At 70.6% G+C, this 17,421-nt stretch carries 19 protein-coding genes and 2 tRNA genes; 4 read left to right on the forward strand and 17 right to left on the reverse strand.

Features of this window, described 5'->3' with window-relative positions; genetic code table 11:
• Positions 1-19 precede the first annotated feature (19 nt).
• Genes ACS3YM_RS11920 through ACS3YM_RS11930 form a run of 3 tightly spaced genes read right to left on the reverse strand, consistent with a single transcriptional unit; the run spans position 20 to position 1,786 of the window.
• Positions 20-628, reverse strand: coding sequence for an ATP-dependent Clp protease proteolytic subunit (locus ACS3YM_RS11920; RefSeq protein WP_439936652.1), 609 nt, complete (start codon positions 626-628; stop codon positions 20-22).
• 2 nt (positions 629-630) lie between these two features.
• Positions 631-1,236, reverse strand: coding sequence for an ATP-dependent Clp protease proteolytic subunit (locus ACS3YM_RS11925; protein WP_254182097.1), 606 nt, complete (start codon positions 1,234-1,236; stop codon positions 631-633).
• 46 nt (positions 1,237-1,282) lie between these two features.
• On the reverse strand, positions 1,283-1,786 hold the full coding sequence (locus tag ACS3YM_RS11930) for a MarR family winged helix-turn-helix transcriptional regulator (RefSeq protein ID WP_439936653.1): 504 nt from the start codon (positions 1,784-1,786) through the stop codon (positions 1,283-1,285).
• Positions 1,787-1,810: 24 nt separating this feature from the next.
• Here ACS3YM_RS11930 and ACS3YM_RS11935 point away from each other — a divergent pair, with 24 nt between their 5' ends.
• Positions 1,811-3,019, forward strand: coding sequence for a phosphotransferase (locus ACS3YM_RS11935; protein ID WP_439936654.1), 1,209 nt, complete (start codon positions 1,811-1,813; stop codon positions 3,017-3,019).
• A gap of 62 nt (positions 3,020-3,081) precedes the next feature.
• Here ACS3YM_RS11935 and tig read toward each other — a convergent pair whose 3' ends face one another.
• The 10 genes from tig to ACS3YM_RS11985 form a co-directional block, all read right to left on the reverse strand.
• The gene (tig, locus tag ACS3YM_RS11940) at positions 3,082-4,485 is read right to left on the reverse strand and encodes a trigger factor (protein ID WP_439936655.1); all 1,404 of its coding nucleotides are present in this window, start codon (positions 4,483-4,485) and stop codon (positions 3,082-3,084) included.
• 147 nt (positions 4,486-4,632) lie between these two features.
• A tRNA-Pro gene (locus ACS3YM_RS11945) sits at positions 4,633-4,705 on the reverse strand.
• A 46-nt stretch (positions 4,706-4,751) separates the two neighbouring features.
• A tRNA-Gly gene (locus tag ACS3YM_RS11950) sits at positions 4,752-4,825 on the reverse strand.
• Positions 4,826-4,873: 48 nt separating this feature from the next.
• The gene (locus tag ACS3YM_RS11955; RefSeq protein WP_439936656.1) at positions 4,874-5,965 is read right to left on the reverse strand and encodes a PP2C family protein-serine/threonine phosphatase; all 1,092 of its coding nucleotides are present in this window, start codon (positions 5,963-5,965) and stop codon (positions 4,874-4,876) included.
• Positions 5,962-6,867: an Fpg/Nei family DNA glycosylase gene (locus tag ACS3YM_RS11960; RefSeq protein ID WP_439936657.1), complete on the reverse strand. Its 906-nt coding sequence runs from the start codon at positions 6,865-6,867 to the stop codon at positions 5,962-5,964. Before ACS3YM_RS11960 ends, ACS3YM_RS11955 begins: the two co-directional genes overlap by 4 nt.
• Positions 6,860-7,366: a ribose-5-phosphate isomerase gene (locus tag ACS3YM_RS11965; RefSeq protein ID WP_439936658.1), complete on the reverse strand. Its 507-nt coding sequence runs from the start codon at positions 7,364-7,366 to the stop codon at positions 6,860-6,862. Before ACS3YM_RS11965 ends, ACS3YM_RS11960 begins: the two co-directional genes overlap by 8 nt.
• 43 nt (positions 7,367-7,409) lie before the next feature.
• A complete protein-coding gene (locus ACS3YM_RS11970; protein ID WP_439936659.1) occupies positions 7,410-8,294 on the reverse strand; it encodes an alpha/beta hydrolase in 885 nt (294 codons plus the stop codon).
• A gap of 18 nt (positions 8,295-8,312) precedes the next feature.
• Positions 8,313-8,882: a hypothetical protein gene (locus ACS3YM_RS11975; RefSeq protein WP_439936660.1), complete on the reverse strand. Its 570-nt coding sequence runs from the start codon at positions 8,880-8,882 to the stop codon at positions 8,313-8,315.
• A 9-nt stretch (positions 8,883-8,891) separates the two neighbouring features.
• Positions 8,892-10,703, reverse strand: a complete 1,812-nt coding sequence (gene metG / locus ACS3YM_RS11980; RefSeq protein ID WP_439936661.1) for a methionine--tRNA ligase — start codon at positions 10,701-10,703, stop codon at positions 8,892-8,894.
• A 54-nt stretch (positions 10,704-10,757) separates the two neighbouring features.
• Positions 10,758-11,357 carry a mycothiol-dependent nitroreductase Rv2466c family protein gene (locus tag ACS3YM_RS11985; protein ID WP_439936662.1) on the reverse strand — a complete coding sequence of 200 codons (600 nt, stop codon included), beginning with the start codon at positions 11,355-11,357 and terminating at the stop codon, positions 10,758-10,760.
• An 85-nt stretch (positions 11,358-11,442) separates the two neighbouring features.
• Between ACS3YM_RS11985 and pepN the strand changes: the two genes are divergently transcribed.
• A complete protein-coding gene (gene pepN, locus ACS3YM_RS11990) occupies positions 11,443-14,001 on the forward strand; it encodes an aminopeptidase N (protein ID WP_439936663.1) in 2,559 nt (852 codons plus the stop codon).
• A 57-nt stretch (positions 14,002-14,058) separates the two neighbouring features.
• Here the strand turns inward: pepN and ACS3YM_RS11995 are convergent, their stop codons facing one another.
• The gene (locus tag ACS3YM_RS11995) at positions 14,059-14,442 is read right to left on the reverse strand and encodes a DUF5130 family protein (RefSeq protein ID WP_439936664.1); all 384 of its coding nucleotides are present in this window, start codon (positions 14,440-14,442) and stop codon (positions 14,059-14,061) included.
• Positions 14,429-14,815 (reverse strand): hypothetical protein, encoded by a 387-nt coding sequence (locus tag ACS3YM_RS12000; RefSeq protein WP_439936665.1) that lies wholly within the window; start codon positions 14,813-14,815, stop codon positions 14,429-14,431. Before ACS3YM_RS12000 ends, ACS3YM_RS11995 begins: the two co-directional genes overlap by 14 nt.
• 30 nt (positions 14,816-14,845) lie before the next feature.
• Here ACS3YM_RS12000 and ACS3YM_RS12005 point away from each other — a divergent pair, with 30 nt between their 5' ends.
• Together ACS3YM_RS12005 and ACS3YM_RS12010 are read left to right on the forward strand one after the other, a co-directional pair.
• Complete coding sequence (locus ACS3YM_RS12005) at positions 14,846-15,910, forward strand: mechanosensitive ion channel family protein (RefSeq protein WP_439936666.1); 1,065 nt, start codon at positions 14,846-14,848, stop codon at positions 15,908-15,910.
• Positions 15,911-15,938: 28 nt separating this feature from the next.
• Positions 15,939-16,319, forward strand: a complete 381-nt coding sequence (locus tag ACS3YM_RS12010; RefSeq protein WP_439936667.1) for a globin — start codon at positions 15,939-15,941, stop codon at positions 16,317-16,319.
• 16 nt (positions 16,320-16,335) lie between these two features.
• Here the strand turns inward: ACS3YM_RS12010 and ACS3YM_RS12015 are convergent, their stop codons facing one another.
• Both ACS3YM_RS12015 and ACS3YM_RS12020 read right to left on the reverse strand, forming a co-directional pair.
• Positions 16,336-17,181 carry an acyl-CoA thioesterase gene (locus ACS3YM_RS12015; protein ID WP_439936668.1) on the reverse strand — a complete coding sequence of 282 codons (846 nt, stop codon included), beginning with the start codon at positions 17,179-17,181 and terminating at the stop codon, positions 16,336-16,338.
• A 45-nt stretch (positions 17,182-17,226) separates the two neighbouring features.
• On the reverse strand, positions 17,227-17,409 hold the full coding sequence (locus ACS3YM_RS12020; RefSeq protein WP_439936669.1) for a hypothetical protein: 183 nt from the start codon (positions 17,407-17,409) through the stop codon (positions 17,227-17,229).
• Positions 17,410-17,421: the final 12 nt, after the last annotated feature.

Below are 17,421 nucleotides of genomic sequence, written 5' to 3' on the forward strand. Positions count from 1 at the left end.
GTCATGATTTCGATCTCGCTCAGGTGAGCGCCGGAGCGCCCTTGCGGGACTCGATGACGGCGTCGATCAGGCCGTACTCCACGGCCTGCTCGGCGGTCAGGATCTTGTCGCGCTCGATGTCGCGGCTGACCTGCTCGATGCTCTTGCCGCTCGAGTCGGCGATCATCCGCTCGAGGAGCTCGCGCATCCGGAGGATCTCGTTGGCCTGGATCTCGATGTCGGAGGTCTGGCCGAAGGTGCCCTCGGTGTAGGGCTGGTGGATCAGGATGCGGCTGTTGGGCAGCGCCATCCGCTTGCCCTTGGCGCCGGCACCGAGCAGGATCGCGGCCGCGGAGGCGGCCTGGCCCAGGCACACGGTCTGCACGTCGGGCTTGATGAAGCGCATCGTGTCGTAGATCGCGGTCAGCGCCGTGAACGAGCCGCCGGGGCTGTTGATGTAGATGCTGATGTCGGTGTCGGGGTTCATCGTCTCCAGGCACATGAGCTGCGCGATGACCGCGTTGGCGACGTCGTCGCTGATCGGGGTGCCGAGGTAGATGATGCGCTCTTCGAAGAGCTTGGCGTAGGGGTCGATGCGGCGGAACCCGTAGGAGGTCCGCTCTTCCCACTGGGGGATGTAGTAGTTCATGTTCAGTCCTTGGTCCGGGCCGGGCGGCCCTCGTCGGCGGCTTCGCGAGCACTGGTGATCACCTGGTCGACGAGGCCGTAGTCGACGGCCTGGTCGGCGGTGAACCACCGGTCGCGGTCGGCGTCGGCGACGACCTGCTCGACGGTCTGGCCGGTGTGCTCGGCGATCAGGTCGAGCAGCACCTTCTTGATGTGCAGCGACTGCTGCGCCTGGATCTTGATGTCGGAGGCCGAGCCGCCCATGCCCGAGGAGGGCTGGTGCATCATGATCCGCGCGTGCGGCAGGGCGTAGCGCTTGCCCTTGGTGCCGGCGCAGAGCAGGAACTGGCCCATGGAGGCCGCGAGGCCCATCCCGACGGTCGCCACGTCGTTGGGGATGTAGTTCATGGTGTCGTAGATCGCCATGCCGGCGTCCACCGAGCCGCCGGGGCTGTTGATGTGGAGGAAGATGTCGGCCTCCGGGTCCTCGGCGGAGAGCAGCAGGAGCTGCGCGCAGATCGCGTTGGCGTTCTGGTCGCGCACCTCCGAGCCGAGGAAGACGATGCGCTCGCGGAGGAGGCGCTGGTAGATGTGGTCGTCGAGGCCATACATCCCACCGGCGCCGTTCATCTCAGGCGAGAGGGCTGGGCTGGAGTTCTGGTTCACGCTGGCGACACTAGCCGGAAGGTCGGACACTTCCACGCGAAGACCCACCCTGTTCGCCCACAGCGGATTCCCGGTCGGGGACGATGCGCCGCCCGAGCGCGACCTCCTCCAGGACCTCGCGGAACAGCCGGTAGCGCTCCACCCCCACGTGGGCCGCCCAGTCGGCGTCGCACGCCTCCAGCACGGCGTTCGCACGGGCCAGGGCCTCGCGCCCGACGTCCGTGATGGTGACCTGGCGGGCACGGGCGTCGTGGTCGGCGACGGCGACCTCGACCATCCCGAGCTCGGCGAGCTGGCGCACGAACTGCCCGCACCCCTGGGTGGTCATGTCGGCGCACTCGGCGAGCTCGCTGATGGTGAGGCCCTCCGGCGGCAGCCACTCCAGGACGCGCAGCTGCGAGGGGCGGAGGTCGGGGGCCTCCTGCGCCAGCCGCGCGCTCACCCGGCCGAAGATCAGTCCCATCAGCATGGGCAGGTGCGGCTTCACCGCCGGCACCCTCTTGACAACAGTCATGAAAGCAACTTACCTTTTTTGACCATGAAAGCAACTTTCACGTCTACCGAGTCGGTGACCGACCGGCGTGAGCTGCTGGGGGACGACGACGTGAGCGACGACGAGCTCGCGGGCATGGTCGCGGACCTGTGGGAGGTGCCGGACGTCACGCTGCTGGAGTCGTCGGCGCAGACGGTCCCCTACGACGTACCCTCCATCCTCACCGGCGCGCGCACGTGGGTCCGCGGCCGCGCCGACGCGGGCGCCGGGCCGCGAGACTTCACCCTCTTCGTCAAGCGGGTGCACCACTGGCGCCACTCCCCTGCCTTCGCCTTCGTCCCGCCGGAGGCTGCCGAGTGGGCGGCGGCCACCGTCCCGTGGCGCTCGGAGCCGCTGGTCTACGGCTCCGACCTGGCCGACCGGCTCCCCGTCGGACTCACGATGCCGCGCGCGCTGCGCGTCGACGAGCGCCCCGACGAGACCGCCGTGCTGTGGCTGGAGGCCGTCGAGCACGCTCCGGGCCCGTGGAGCGTGGAGACGTACGTCGACGCGGCCGGCCTCCTCGGCCGGATGTCGGGCAGCCCCAGGGTCGCCGAGGTGGCCGACCTCGACCCGCTGCCGTGGCACATCACGTCCTTCGTCGAGGGTCGGATCGGGCACAGCGTGCTGCCGGGACTCTTCGACGAGGCGACGTGGCGGCACCCGGCCGTGGCCGAGCACTTCGGCGAGCTCCGCCCGGGGCTGCTGGCCGTGGCCCGCCACCTCGACGCGCTCGCGGAGGAGTTCGCGAGGATGCCGCACCGCGCCGCCCACGGCGACGCGTGCCCCAACAACCTGCTGCGCCATCCGTCCGGGGTCGGCTACACCCTCATCGACTACGGCTTCTGGCGTCCGCAGCCGGTCGGCTTCGACCTCTCGCAGCTCCTGGTGGGCGAGATCCAGGTGGGGCGCCGCGACGGCGACGACCTGCCCGAGCTCGCCGCGGCCTGTCTGGAGGCGTACGCCGCCGGGCTCGCCGCGGAGGGCCTCGACGTCCCACGCCACGTGCTGCGCCGCGCCCACGCGGTGAGCCTCGTGCTCTTCAACGGGCTGCCGAGCCTGCCCGTGGAGATGCTCGAGGAGGAGGTCGCCCTCGCGGAGGCGGGCGCGGTCACCGACGACTTCCGCGCGGCCCTCGACCACTGGGCGCGGCAGCGCGCGGCGATCGCCCGCTACTCCCTCACCCTGCTCGCGGACACGGAGCCGGCCGCCTGAGCTGAAATGCCGACCGGCGCCCACCCAGGGGGTGGACGCCGGTCGTGCGGGTGCGGGGAGGCTCAGGCCTCGTCCTCCGCAGCGGCCTCGTCGCTGGACTCGGCGGCCGTCTCGGTCGCGGACTCGTCGACCGGCTCGCCGATGGTGCCGTCGGGGCGCAGGTTCTTGAGCTCGACCACGTTGCCCGAGGCGTCCTTGACGGTCGCGGACTCCACGATCGTCGCAAGCGCCTTGCCGCGCAGGATCTCCTGCACGAGGTCGGGGATGTGGTTGTGCTCGAACATGTGGTTGGCGAACTCCTGCGGGTCCTGGCCGGACTGCTGGGCGCGTCGCACGAGGTGCTCGGAGAGCTCGGCCTGGTCGATGCCGAACTCCTCCTTCTTGGCGATCTTGTCGAGGATGAACTGGGCGGCGACGGCGTCGCGGACGCGGCGCTCGAGGTCGGCCTCGAACTCCTCCTGCGTCTGGCCCTCGTCCTCGAGGTACTTCTCCATGGTGATGCCGGCGAACCCGAGCTGCTGCTCGACGTTCTGGCGGCGGGCGTTGAGCTCGTCGGTGACCATGACCTCGGGGAGCGGGATGGTGACCTTCTCCAGCAGGGCCTCGAGGACCGCGTCGCGGGCGGCGGCGGCCTGCTCGAGGCGCTTGCCGCGACCGAGGCGCTCGCGCACGTCGGCGGTGAGCTCCTCGGCGGTGTCGAACTCCGAGGCGAGCTGGGCGAACTCGTCGTCGTACTCGGGGAGCTGCTGCTCCTGGACGGCGGTCACCTTGACGGTCACCTGGACCGGCTCGCCGACCAGGTCGCCCCCGACGAGCTCGGAGTCGAACGTCGCGTCGTCGCCGGCGGACAGGCCGACGAGGGCCTCGTCGAGACCGTCGATCATGCCGCCGCGGCCGACCTTGTAGGACATGCCGGTCACCTCGCCGCCCTCGACGGCCTCGCCGTCCTTGGCTGCCACGAGGTCGATGGTCACGAAGTCGCCGTCGGCGGCGGCGCGCTCGACCGGCACCAGGGTGCCGAAGCGCTCACGGAGCGCCTCGACCTGCTCCTCGACGTCGGAGTCGCTGATCTCGATGTCCTCGACGCTGGCCTCGAGACCATCGTAGGCGGGCAGCTCGAAGTCGGGCTTCACGTCGACCTCGGCGGTGAACTCGAGGGACTCGTTGTCCTCGAACTTGGTCACCTCGATCTCCGGCTGGGCCAGCGGCTCGAGGTCGTGCTCCTGCAGCGCGGCCATGTAGGACTGCGGGACGACGGCGTTGATCGCCTCGTCGAGGACCGGACCACGGCCGACCTGGCGGTCGATGACCGCCGGCGGGACCTTGCCGCGGCGGAAGCCCGGCACGTTGATCTGCTTCGCGATCTTCTGGTACGCCGCGTCGAGGCTCGGCTTGAGCTCCTCGAAGGGCACCTCGACGGTCAGCTTGGCCCGGGTCGGGCTCAAGGTCTCGACGGCGCTCTTCACAAATGTCTCCTGATGCTGATGGTCAAAGGGGGTGACGTGCGGCCAGCCTGGGCCCGGGCCCGGCGTCCGCAAACCTCGTCAGTCTATCGACGGTCCGGGCGCAGGCCGAATCACGCCGGAGCGGCCGCAACGGGTGGGGCCAGTGGGTCGGGGCGACAGGACTCGAACCTGCGGTCTCCTGCTCCCAAAGCAGGCGCGCTAGCCACTACGCTACGCCCCGCCAAGCCGGCCCGGGGGCCGCCCGATCGGCGGCCCCTCGGCCTGCTTGGAGCGGATGACGGGAATCGAACCCGCGTAGCCAGTTTGGAAGACTGGGGCTCTACCATTGAGCTACATCCGCGCGGCACCGCAGCGTCGTCGACGCCGGTGCGGGAGTCATGGTGTCACATCAGCGACGGTGCACGAGCAACAGGGCCCGGTCGTCGTTGCGCGAGCCGAGCGAGTCGATGAGGCGGGCCGCACCGCCCTCGAAGTGCCCGCGCAGCAGCCGCTCGGCCTGCCCCAGCATCCGGTCGATGCCGAGACCGATGTCGCGGGTGCGGGTCTCGACCATGCCGTCGGTGTAGAGCAGCAGGGCGTCTCCGTGCCGCATCTGGCCGGAGATGGCCTCGAAGGTGGCGTCCTCGACCAGGCCCAGCACCGGGCCCTCGGTCTCGATCACCTCCCAGCGCCCCGAGCCGGCATGGCGCAGGGCGGCCGGCGGGTGGCCTGCGCTGCGCAGGTCGTAGTGGCCGGTGTCGAGGTGGAGCGACAGGTGGATGGCGGTCGCGAAGCCCTCGTCCCAGTCCTGCTGGAGCAGGAACCGGTTGGCGCCGGCCAGGAACTCGCTCGGCGGCAGCGCGCTCAGGAGGCCGCCGATCGCACCGGAGAGGAGGAGGGCCCGGGTGCCCGCGCCCTGCCCCTTGCCGGAGACGTCGACGACCGCGACCTCCAGCCGACCGTCGACCCGGGACGCGACGACGAAGTCGCCGGCGAAGGGGGTGCCCCCGGCGGAGCGGAGCTCGGCGGCGGCGTACCAGCCCTCGGGCAGGGACGGGATGCCGCCCTGGCGCAGGATCCGGTCGCGCAGGTCGACGAACATCATCTCGCCCTGGATGCCGGCCACGCCCAGGCGCGAGCGCCGGAAGGACGACAGCAGCACCACGAACCCGAGGCCGAACATGATCACGACGGTCAGCGCCACGCGGACGGTGATGTCGTCCTGTGTCGGCACGACCACCGCCAGGACGAGCAGGACGAACACCACGAACCACGGCAGCTGGCGCGGCCCGAGCATCAGGCTGGAGACCACCAGCGGCACGAGCAGGGTCACGAGGGGCATGTTGGTGGAGAAGCGCCAGATGGCGAGGCCGATCAGCACCGTCGAGATGACCAGCAGCACCAGGGTCCGCGACCCTCTCGGGACCACCCGGTTGAGGGCGTGGGCGAGCTGTCCGCGCAGCCCCGCGGAGGCGCGCGCACGCGCGTCGGTAGAGCTCATGCCCCAGCTCCTCCCGGCGTGCCAGGCTCCCTCTGGGGAGACTGTACGGCGCGGGAGCGGAACGTGGGCTGACATTGGGGACACCAGAAGATGTTGCGTCCGACCAGCTCGCCGGTGCGGACGGTGGAGCCGCACAGCAGGCACGGCATCGAGGTGCGCCGGTAGACGTAGACCTCTCCCCCGTGGTCGTCGCGTCGCGGCGCGCGGCCCATCGCCTCGGGCGTGTGCTCGGGGCGCACGGTGTCGATCCGACCGGAGCGCACGCCCTCGGACATCAGCTCCACGAGGTCGTCCCACATCGCGCGCCACTGCCCGACCCGCAGGGTCTTGCCGGGTCGCAGCGGGTGGATGCGGTGCCGGAACAGCACCTCGGCGCGGTAGACGTTGCCGACCCCTGCGAGGACCTTCTGGTCCATCAGCAGGTCGCCGATGGGGCGGTGGCTGCGGGAGATCCGCCGCCACGCCAGGTCGGGGTCGGCGTCGGGGCGCAGCGGGTCGGGGCCGAGCTTGCCGAGGATCTGCGAGCGCCGCTCCGGGCCCACCAGGTCGCACAGGATCGCCCCGCGCAGGTCGGCGTACGACGTCCCGCGCGGGTCGACGCCGCCGGGGTCGTGCGTCACCAGCCGGAGCCGCACCTGCCCGACCGGCTCGGGGACCTCGGCGACCGCGACGTGGACGTCGAAGCGGCCGATCAGCCCCAGGTGGACGTGGATGAAGCGCTCGCCGTCGAGCTCGACGAACAGGTGCTTGCCGGCCGAGTCGGCACCGAGCAGCCGCGCGCCGTCGACCTGCTCGGCGTCGGCAGCGAACCTGCCCTGCGGTGAGGTCACCCGGACGGCTCGACCGGCGAACGCCGCGGTCAGGTCGTCGGCGAGCCGGCGAAGGGTGTGCCCCTCAGGCATCCGGCCCGCGCAGCGCCGACGCGGGCAGCGGCGGCAGCTCCTTGGTCGAGTCGTAGGTGGTGAGCTGGCCGATGCGCCGGACGTGGCGCTCGTCGCCCGGGAAGGGAGTCGTCAGGAAGACCTCGACGAAGCGGGTCATGTCGTCGAGCGAGTGCATCCGCCCGCCGACGGAGACGACGTTGGCGTCGTTGTGCTCGCGCGCGAGGACGGCCGTCTCCTCCGACCAGACCAGCGCGCAGCGGATGCCCTCGACCTTGTTGGCCGCGATCTGCTCGCCGTTGCCGGAGCCGCCGATGACGACGCCCAAGCTGTCGAGGCCCTCCTGGCGGTCGGCGGCGACGCCCTCCGCCGCCCGCAGGCAGAAGCAGGGGTAGTCGTCGAGGGCGTCGTAGACGAAGGGGCCGTGGTCGACCGGCTCGTAGCCGTGGTCGACGAGCCACGTCATGAGGTGGTCCTTCAGCTCGAGGCCGGCATGGTCGGAGCCCAGGTGAACGCGCATGGCAGAAGTCTCCCAGAGCGCGCGGACAGTCCGCGAAGGCGGCTCAGGCGAGGTGCTGGTCGAGGTAGCCGGCCACCTGGCGAACGAGCGGCTCCGAGGCGGTGAGCTGGGCGTTGCGCCAGAAGCCGTGGACCTGGCCGAGGCAGCGGATCCCGACCGTCTCGACGCCCGCCTCCGCGAGGCGTCGGGCCAGCTCCTCCCCCTCGTCGCGCAGCGGATCGTGCTCCGCGGTCGCGACGAACGTCGGCGGGAGCGTGTGCAGCTCCCGGGACAGCAGCGGGGCGAGGTCGGGGTCGTCGAGGTCGGCCTCGGTGGGGGCGTACTGCTCCCAGTACCAGGCAGCCTCGGACCGGTCGAACCCCGAGGCCGCCCCCTCGGCCCACGACGGGAAGGCGCAGCGGGGGTCGAGGAACGGGTAGATCAGCGCGACGACACGGAAGAAGCCGGGGTTGCGCAGCGCGGCGACGAGGGCGAGGTTGGCGCCGGCCGAGTCGCCGTGGGCGGCGTACGGACCGGCCAGGTCGCGGTCGACCCCCTCGCGCCGCAGCCAGCCGACGACGGCGTCCATGTCGTCGGGCGCCGCGGGGAACGGGTCCTCCGGCGGACGGCGGTAGTCGACGCTGAGCACCGGGCGGCGGACGCGGTTGGCCAGGCGGCGGGTGATCTGGTCGTGGACGTCGATGTCGTTGAGCACGAAGCCGCCGCCGTGCGCGTGGACGACGAGTCCCGGTCGGACGTCCGCGGGCGTGTAGAGCCGGCACCGCACGCCGTCCGCGTCGACGTCCTCGACCGAGGCGACGTCCTCGCGCGGCTGGCGCAGGTTGAACCGGCGCACCTTCTCGCGGTGGGCGGCGATGTCGAACCCCGGCACGCTGAGGTCCGGGCTGTCGTCGGCCTCCACCGCCGCGCGGACCTCGGGATACATCATGGCGCGGTCAGCGGCACGTCAGCGCGACATGAGCGCGTCGAGGGCGACCGCGATCGCCGCAGCGACCCGGAAGTCGACCCGGTCGTCCGGCACCGTGACCCGGTAGCGGTCGCCGATCGACATCTTGCGCTCGACGGAGAAGAGCGGCTTGCCCTCGGCGTCGACGAAGTCGAAGTGGATCGGGATGAAGTCGAGCTCGGTGAAGCGCCGCAGCAGCCCGACGAGCTGGTTGCGCTCCCGGCCGGCGCCCGTGTAGCCCGGGCCCTCGATGTGGAAGGTGGAGCGCAGCAGCGAGGCGCCGAAGTCCTTGCGGAAGAACCCGATCTGGGCACCGCCTTCGTCGGTGATGTCGTAGCCCGCGTTGAGGTCGAGCTTGCGACGCGCCTTGAAGCCGAAGACCGGCCGCGACTTGCCCGCGTCGGACCAGAAGGTGACCTGCTCCTTGAAGGCCATCCGCTTCTGCTCGGCGAGCGCCATCAACCGCGTCGGGTTGCCGGCGGCGTCGGATTCCGACACCTCGTAGCGGTTGACCATCATGGTCAGCTTCTGCTTCACCACGAAGTGGGGCAGGTACATCTCGGCGGTCATGGCTGAAGCCTAGTCAGCGCGCGCCAGCTCCTCCTCGACCACCGAGGGGTCCAGCTTGGTGAAGACCGGCGTCGGCTTGTCGACCTTCGCGCCGACGGTCACCGGGCGCGACTCCCATGCGGGCGTGGAGCTGTACTCCCCCGTGATGATGGAGTACGACGTGTGGCCGGCGCCGTTGTCGGGCTCCAGCTCCTCGACCTGCTCGACGCGCGGCATCGGCATGAGCTCGCCCTCGCCGCCGAGGACCAGGTGGACCTTGTTGGCGGAGTGCGGCAGGAACGGCGAGAGCAGCGTGTTGCAGTCGCTCACGCACTGCGCGGCCACGTGGAGGACGGTGGCGAGGCGCTCGCGCTGCGACTCGTCCTTCATCTTGTAGGGCTCGGTGACGGTGAGGTACTTGTTCACCTCGCCCACGACCCGCATCGCCTCGGCGATCGCGGCGCGCAGCCGGTGCTTCCCGATGAGCTCACCGACGCCGGTGAAGCCGTCGCGCACGGTCGCGAGCACCTGCTCGTCGACCTCCTCCAGCGCGCCCGCAACCGGGATCTCGCCGAAGCTCTTGGCGATCATCGTCGCGGTGCGGTTGACCAGGTTGCCCCAGCCGGCGACGAGCTCGGAGTTGTTGCGGGTGACGAAGTCGGCCCACGTGAAGGCGGCGTCGGAGGTCTCCGGTCCGGCGGCGCAGATGTAGTAGCGCAGCGGGTCGGGCCCGTAGCGGGCCAGGAAGTCGCCGACGTAGATGACGTTGCCCCGGCTGGTGGAGAACTGAGAGTCGCCGAAGGTGAGGAACTCGCTGGAGACCACCTCGGTGGGCAGGTTGAGGATGCCGTAGGCGCCGGGCTCCCCGCCCTTCGCACCCTGGCCGTTGTAGGCGAGCAGCTCGGCCGGCCAGATCTGGGAGTGGAAGACGATGTTGTCCTTGCCCATGAAGTAGTAGGACTCGGCGACCTCCCCGTCCGCACCCGGGTTCCACCACTCGCGCCACTTGTCGGGCTCCCCGAGGCGGCGCGCCCACTCGATCGAGGCGGACAGGTAGCCGATGACGGCGTCGAACCAGACGTAGAGCCGCTTGGTCGGCTGGTCCTCCCAGCCCGGCACCGGGATCCCCCAGTCGATGTCGCGCGTCATCGCGCGCGGGCGGATCTCCTTGAGGATGTTCTGGCTGAACTTGATGACGTTGGGCCGCCACAGGCCGGTGGCCTCGCGCTGGTCGAGCCACTCCCCCAGCGCGTCGGCCAGCGCGGGCAGGTCGAGGAACCAGTGCTGGGTGTCCCTGAACTCCGGCGTCTCACCGTTGATCCGCGACCGGGGCTCGATCAGGTCGGTCGGGTCGAGCTGGTTGCCGCAGTTGTCGCACTGGTCGCCGCGCGCCTCGCCGTACTTGCAGATCGGGCAGGTGCCCTCGATGTAGCGGTCGGGCAGGGTGCGGCCGGTCGACGGGCTGATGGCGGTCTTCGTCGTCTCCTCGACCATGTAGCCGTTGCGGCGGCAGGTCTCGAACATCTCCTGCACCACGGCGTAGTGGTTGCCGGTGGTGGTGCGGGTGAAGAGGTCGTACGACAGCCCCAGTCCGCACAGGTCGTCGACGATGACGGCGTTGTACTTGTCGACCAGCTCGCGCGCCGGCACGCCCTCGTTGTCGGCCAGCACGAGGATCGGCGTGCCGTGCTCGTCGGTGCCGCTCACCATCAGCACGTCGTGGCCCGCCATCCGCATGAACCGGCTGAACACGTCGGAGGGCACGCCGAAACCGGCCACGTGGCCGATGTGGCGCGGGCCGTTGGTGTACGGCCAGGCGACGGCGGACAGGACACGAGTCATGGGCGCAAGCCTAGTGACCCGGCGCCGCCCGGACTCGCCGGGTCTCGCGGCCGATCAGGAGAAGTCGAGCTCGCCCGTGCGCGTGCGCTTGAGCTCGAAGAAGTAGGGGAACTTCGCCACGGCGACGGCGCCGTCCCACAGCTCGCCGGCCTGCTCCTCGCGCGGGATCTTGGTGAGCACGGGGCCGAAGAAGGCCGAGCCCTCGATGTGGATGGTGGGCGTGCCGACCTCGTCACCGACGGGGTCCATGCCGCGGTGGTGCGACTCGGCGACCGCCGCGTCCAGCGACTCGTCGTCCCACGCCTCGATGAGGTCGCCGGGCAGCCCGACGTCCGCGAGGGACTTGGCCACGGTGTCGCGGTCGAGCTCCTCGCCGTTGTCGTGGCGGCGGGTGCCGATCGCGGTGTACCACTCGCCGAGGGTGGCGTTGTCGTGCTCCTGGGCGATCTTGATCGCGACCCGGACCGGCTTCTCCTTCCCGGCCAGCATCTCGCGGTAGCCGTCGGGGATGTCCTTGTCCTTGTTGAGGTAGGCCAGCGACATCACGTGCCACTTCACCTCGACGTCACGGACCTGCTCGACCTCGCGGATCCAGCGCGAGGTGATCCAGGCGAACGGGCAGAGGGGGTCGAACCAGAGGTCAGCGGTAGCCATATCCATCACAATCACGCGAGACCGTCGAGTATTCCGGCCCCGGCCAGTGTGGGCCGCGCCACAGGGCCGGTGGCAGGATGCGCGCATGCCTGGAACCAACCTCACCCGGGACGAGGCCGCCACCCGCGCCTCCCTCCTGGACGTCACGTCGTACACCGTCGACCTGGACCTGACGAGCGCCACCGACCCCGACCAGGGGACGTTCGCCTCCGTCACCACGCTCGAGTTCACCTGCCGCGAGCCCGGATCGGCCACCTTCGCCGACCTGGTCGCGCCGACGGTGCGCGAGATCACCCTCAACGGACGCAGCCTCGACCCGGCGACGGCGTACGCCGACAGCCGCATCGCGCTCGACGACCTCGAGGCGACCAACACGCTCGTCGTGACCGCCGACTGCGCCTACTCGAACACCGGCGAGGGCCTGCACCGCTTCGTGGACCCCGCCGACGACCGGGTCTACCTCTACAGCCAGTTCGAGGTGCCGGACGCCCGGCGCGTGTTCACCACCTTCGAGCAGCCCGACCTCAAGTCGGTCTTCACCTTCAACGTCACCGCCCCCTCGCACTGGGTCGTGGTCTCCAACGCCGCCACCCCGGAGCCGACCGACGCCGGGCAGAGCGGCGTCTCGGTGTGGAACTTCCCCACGACCAAGCGGATGTCGACCTACATCACCGCCATCGTCGCCGGCGAGTACCACGGCGAGTTCGACACCTACGAGGGCAAGTTCGGCACGATCCCGCTCGGGCACTACTGCCGCCAGTCGCTCAAGGAGCACATGGACACCGCGGAGCTGGTCACGCTCACCAAGCAGAGCTTCGCCTTCTTCGAGGAGCAGTTCGACTACCCCTACCCCTTCGGGAAGTACGACCAGCTCTACGTCCCGGAGTACAACGCCGGCGCGATGGAGAACGCCGGCTGCGTGACGCTGCGCGACGAGTACCTCCCGCGCAGCCGCCAGCCGCGCTCGTTCTTCGAGTTCCGCACGTCCGTCATCACCCACGAGATGGCGCACATGTGGTTCGGCGACCTGGTGACGATGAAGTGGTGGGACGACCTCTGGCTCAACGAGTCGTTCGCCGAGTGGGCCTGCTACTGGTGCGAGGCCAACGCCACCGACTTCACCGACGCCTGGACCGGCTTCGCCAACGCGCGCAAGCAGACCGGCTACCGCGCCGACCAGCTGCCCTCGACGCACCCGATCGCTGCCGACAACGTCGACCTGCACGCGGTCGAGGTCAACTTCGACATGATCACCTACGCCAAGGGCGCCTCGGTGCTCAAGCAGCTCGTCGCGTGGGTGGGCCTCGAGCCCTTCCTCGAGGGGCTGCGGGCCTACTTCAAGGAGTGGGAGTACGGCAACCCGGAGTTCAAGGACCTGCTCGCCACGCTCGAGAAGTCGTCGGGCCGCGAGCTCCAGGGCTGGGCCCAGGAGTGGCTCCAGACCGCCGGCGTGAACACCCTCGCACCGGCCTTCGAGCTCGACGCGGACGGCGCCTACACGTCGTTCTCGGTCGAGCAGTCCGCCCACCCCGACTGGCCGACGCTGCGCCGCCACCGCCTGGGCATCGGCCTCTACGACGACAACGGCGACGGCCGCCTCGTGCGCCGGGAGTACCTCGAGATCGACGTCGAGGGCGCGAGCACCGAGGTGCCCGAGCTCATCGGCACGAAGCAGCCGGCCCTGCTGCTGCTCAACGACGAGGACCACGCCTACGCCAAGATCCGCCTCGACGAGCGCTCGCTCGCCACGGCGATCTCCGCGCTCTCCACCTTCGAGGACTCGCTGCCGCGGGCGCTCGTGTGGGGCGCCGCGTGGGACATGACCCGCGACGGCGAGATGCGCACCCGCGACTGGACCGACCTGGTCCTGGCCAACATCGGGCAGGAGACGGACGCCTGGGCGGTCACCCGGATCCCGGCCTCCACCGCCCTCGCGGTGAACTTCTACTCCGACCCGGCACACCGTGACGAGCTGAAGGCGACCTGGGAGTCGGGCCTGCGCGAGCTGCTCCTGGCCGCCGAGCCGGGCAGCGACCACCAGCTCACCTTCGCGCGGTCCTACGCCGGCGCGGCTCGCAGCGACGCCGCGCTCGACGACCTGATCGGCCTGCTGGACGGCTCGTTCGCCGTCGAGGGCCTCGCCATCGACCAGGACATGCGCTGGGTGCTGATCACGGCGCTCGCCAGGTCCGGTCGCTTCGGGGACGCCGAGATCGACGCCGAGCTCGAGGTCGACAAGACCATCTCCGGCCAGGAGCAGGCCGCTGCGGCTCGGGCCTCCCAGCCGACGGCGGAGGCCAAGGAGCGGGCGTGGGCAGCGATCGTCGACCCGACGACGCCCAACGAGACCTCGCGGGAGATCGCCTTCTCGATCTTCCGGTTCGGCCAGGAGGACGTGCTCGAGCCCTACCTCGAGAAGTTCCTCACCGCGGCGGAGACGCTGGTCGACGTCCTCGGCTTCCACAAGGCCTCGACCGTGCTGGAGTACGGCTTCCCCAAGCCGCTCGGCTCGGAGGCCACGCTGGCCCGCCTCGACGAGTGGCTGGCGGACAACAAGGCGCCCAAGCAGGCGCAGCGCTACATCGGTGAGGCGCGCGCCGAGATCGCCCGGGCGCTGACGAACCAGGCCTTCGACGCCAGCTGAGCGACGTACGACAGAGCCCCTCCCGCGATCACTCGCAGGAGGGGCTCCTGTCGTACGTCAGGCGTGGAGGGTGTTCTGCGGGCGGGCGTGCTCGGCGAGCATCGCGATGCCGCGCTGGAGGCCGCCCAGCAGGTTGCCGCCGGCGAACTCCGACGACATGGCCAGCACGGCCAGCTCGACCTCGGCGTCGCTGAGGTGGCGGCGTACGTCTCCACCGGTGACGACCTCGATCACGCGGCGGCGGGGGTCGACCATGATCAGGACGCTGCGCGACGGGGCGACGAGCCGGTTGTGCAGGCGCGTGGCCCACTCGCGGGTGTCGTCGCCCTCGACCGGACCGGCGTAGACGGAGAACTCGAAACGGCTGGACTGCTCCGCGAGGCGGATGGCCTTGTCGAGGGCGAGCCGGTCGGACTCGCTCAGGCGGTCACCAGCGGCCACTTGCGCCACCCGCCCTCGAGTCGTCGCCGTCGGGGGCCGGGAGCTCGGCGACACCCTGGCGGGGTCCGCCGATCCACTGGGCCTCGCCGCCGGAGTGGTCCGGCAGCAGCTTCTCGCCCCGGATCATCGACGGCAGGTAGACCGCGAGGGCGATCAGGACGAAGAGCAGGAGCGGGGCACCGAGAAGCACGCCGAGCGCGTGCAGCGCGTCGAGGTCCTGGTGCTCGGTCTGACCTCCCCAGCCCACCGGCACGTCGGCGTGGGCCGGGACGGCCAGCAGCGCCAGGACGGGCGCACTGCCGAGGACGGCGGCGCGCAGGCCGCGGCGGGTCGGGCGCTGGGCAGACGGGGAGGAGCTGACGCGCGTGATCACGAGCAGAAGGGTATCGCCATACTGGCGGGCATGCCTCACCCCCTCAATGCCCCGATCATCGACATGACCGCGGTCTCCGGGAGCGAGACCAACCCGCTCGTCACCTGCTCGAGCGACGAGAACCTCTGCACGTGGGTCCTCGACCAGACCGGCAACGAGAAGCTCGCCACCGCGGTGGACTGGCTCGTCGGCAAGCCGGCCGCCCTCGTGGGACTGATCGTCATCGGACTGCTGGTCCGTTGGCTGCTCCACCGGCTCATCGACCGCATCGTCCAGCGCGCCGAGGTGGGCGTGCTGCCCAACCGCCTCAGCCGCGCGATCTCCGGCGGCAAGATGGGTGCCGCGCTCAACCTCCGCGAGGACGCCGGCTACACCCGTCGCGTGCAGCGCGCGGCGACCATGGGCTCGCTGCTCAAGAGCATCGTCAGCGGCGTCGTGTTCACCGTCGTCGCGCTGATGTTCATCTCCGAGCTCGGCTACGACATCGCGCCCCTGATCGCCAGCGCGGGCATCATCGGCGTGGCCCTCGGCTTCGGCTCGCAGGCGCTGGTGAAGGACTTCCTCTCGGGGATCTTCATGATCTTCGAGGACCAGTACGGCGTCGGCGACGTCGTCGACCTCGGCGAGGCCTCCGGCACGGTCGAGGCCGTGAGCCTGCGCGTGACACGGCTGCGCGACGTCAACGGGACCGTCTGGTACGTCCGCAACGGCGAGATCCTCCGCGTGGGCAACATGAGCCAGAACTGGGCGCGCACCGTCCTCGACGTGACGGTCGGCTACACCGAGGACCTGACCCACGTCCGCCGCGTGCTGGAGGAGGTCGCCCACGACCTCTGGGACGACGAGGAGTTCCGCGGCCTGGTCATCGAGGAGCCCGAGGTGTGGGGCGTCGAGTCGCTCGGGGTCGACGGCATCGTCATGCGGGTGACCCTCAAGACCGCACCCATGGAGCAGTGGGGCGTGGCGCGGACGATGCGCGAGCGGGTCAAGGCCCGCTTCGAGCACGAGGGCATCAACCTCGCCGTCGCCCAGCGCATCTCCTGGCAGGAGAGCGCGCCGTCAGCCGCCCACGCCGACGACGAGACCCCGTCCTGACCATGCTGGTGCCGGGCGGGACAATGGCGTGGTGACCACCACGTTCTACGACGAGATCGGCGGCGAGGAGACGATCCGCGCCATCGTGCACCGCTTCTACGAGGGGGTCGCCGGGGACGAGCTGCTGCGTCCGATGTATCCCGAGGAGGACCTGGGCCCCGCGGAGGAACGCTTCGCGGGCTTCCTCGTGCAGTACTGGGGCGGGCCCTCGACGTACTCCGACAACCGCGGCCACCCGCGACTGCGGATGCGGCACGCGCCCTTCAAGGTCACGCCCGCGGCCGCCGAGCGCTGGCTGGTGCACTTCCGAGCCGGTCTCGACTCGGCCGACCTCACACCCGAGCAGCACGAGCGGTTCTGGGACTACGTGACCCACGCGGCCCAGTTCATGGTCAACACCCTCGAGTGAGGAGCCGCCGCGCAGGCTAGCCGGCCACCAGCGCGCGGAGCTCGTCCGGCACCGCCGCCGGCCGGCCGGTGCGGCTGTCGATGCAGACCCCGACGACCTTGGCCCGCGCCAGCACCTCGTCGCGGTCGCGCACCACGGACTCGAAGACGACCGACGTGCTGCCGATGCGCGAGACCCAGGTGCGGCAGTCGTAGGGCTCGGCGCGGAACAGGATCGGGCGCCGGTAGTCGACGTCGGTCTGGGCAACGACCAGGTGCAGGCCGTCCCCCAGCTCGCGGCCTCGGGCGGTCATCAGGTGGATCCGCGCCTCCTGGAAGTACTCGAAGTACTTCACGTTGTTGACGTGGCCGTAGACGTCGACGTCGCTGAAGCGCACGTGCACCGGGTAGGACCCTCCGGGCACGTCGACGACGGCGGAGGCGGGGGGCGGACGGACCGGCTCGTCGGGCTCGAGCAACCGGGAGAGCGCCTCCTTCTCCTCGTCGTGCAGGCGGCGGGGGCGCTCGGTCGCGAAGACGTACGGCGTCAGCACGGTGCGCGCACGCAGGTGGACCGTGCGCTCACCTGCGTCGTCCTCGGCGAAGATCTCGTAGGCCATGGTGAAGCTCGCGGCGCGGATCTCCGTCACCCAGCACTCGATGGCGACCGGCTCGAGGGAGAAGGTCAGCGAGGAGACGTAGGTGACCTCGTGCCGCACCACGACGACGCCCTCGGCGAGGTCGTCGGCGCGGCTGTCCGGGGCGTGGGTGCGGAACATGTCCACCCGCGCCTCCTGGAGGTAGTCGACGTAGGTGACGTTGTTGACGTGACCCAGGAGGTCGAGGTCGGCCCACCTCAGGGGGCAGCGGTAGAGATGACGCACGCCCCGATCGTCGCAGATGGTCCTCGGGCGGAGCGTACGGACGGATCAGTGGGCGAAGTGGAGGCGTCCGTAGTAGGCAGGGATGGACTCGCGGCGGGCGTGGCGGTCGCGGCGGGTCACCCGGAGCGTGGCGGGCAGCGCGACCGCGGCCAGTGCGACGGCGGCCACGGCGGCGAGGCCGACGACGACCAGGAGGAAGGTGACGGCGGTGGGGTCGATGAGCTGCATGAGCTAGGTCCT

This window comes from Nocardioides sp. N13(2025) (assembly GCF_051912545.1).
GTDB lineage: Bacteria > Actinomycetota > Actinomycetes > Propionibacteriales > Nocardioidaceae > Nocardioides.